The sequence below is a fragment of the Oleiphilus sp. HI0128 genome (assembly GCF_001635365.1).
On sequence record NZ_LWGG01001409.1, the window covers coordinates 1 to 538 of the forward strand.

Below are 538 nucleotides of genomic sequence, written 5' to 3' on the forward strand. Positions count from 1 at the left end.
TGGGAGTCCGCAAGCACTGCGCAATATGTTGTCATTTGCAAAGCGACACGACATTAAACCCAAGGTTGAGCACTTCAAGTTCGACCAAGTCAATGAAGCGATAGCCAGACTTGAGAGTGGCAAGGCGCATTACCGAATTGTCTTAAGCAAATAGGAAATTAGAATGTCCAAAGTTAGTATCGATTTCCCGGATTACGCTCACTTCTCGATGTCGCAATCAGTTCGGATACAGGACGTAAATTACCGTAAGCACCTCGGCCATGACAAATTAGTCTCGATGATTCATGAAGCCAGGGCTGCTTTTTTTGAATCGATAGGTATATGTGAACTTGAAGACAGCGCTCAAGGCTACATTCTGGCAGACCTGCAAGTCATGTATATCGACGAGGCTTTTTTTGGTGATGAATTGGTATTTGATATTGCTGTCACGGAGGTGTCGAATAGAAGCTGCCAAATGCTCTACCGAGTCAGCAAAGCCACAGATGACAAAGATAAGCCAAAAATCATTACCTTGGCAAAGACCGGTGTGGTTTTCTAT

1 protein-coding gene is annotated in these 538 nt (G+C 44.2%); it reads left to right on the top strand.

The window, feature by feature from the left end; genetic code table 11:
• Window positions 1-163: 163 nt before the first annotated feature.
• The coding region (locus A3763_RS23160; RefSeq protein WP_068760603.1) for a thioesterase family protein at window positions 164-538 on the top strand (375 nt) is incomplete at its 3' end.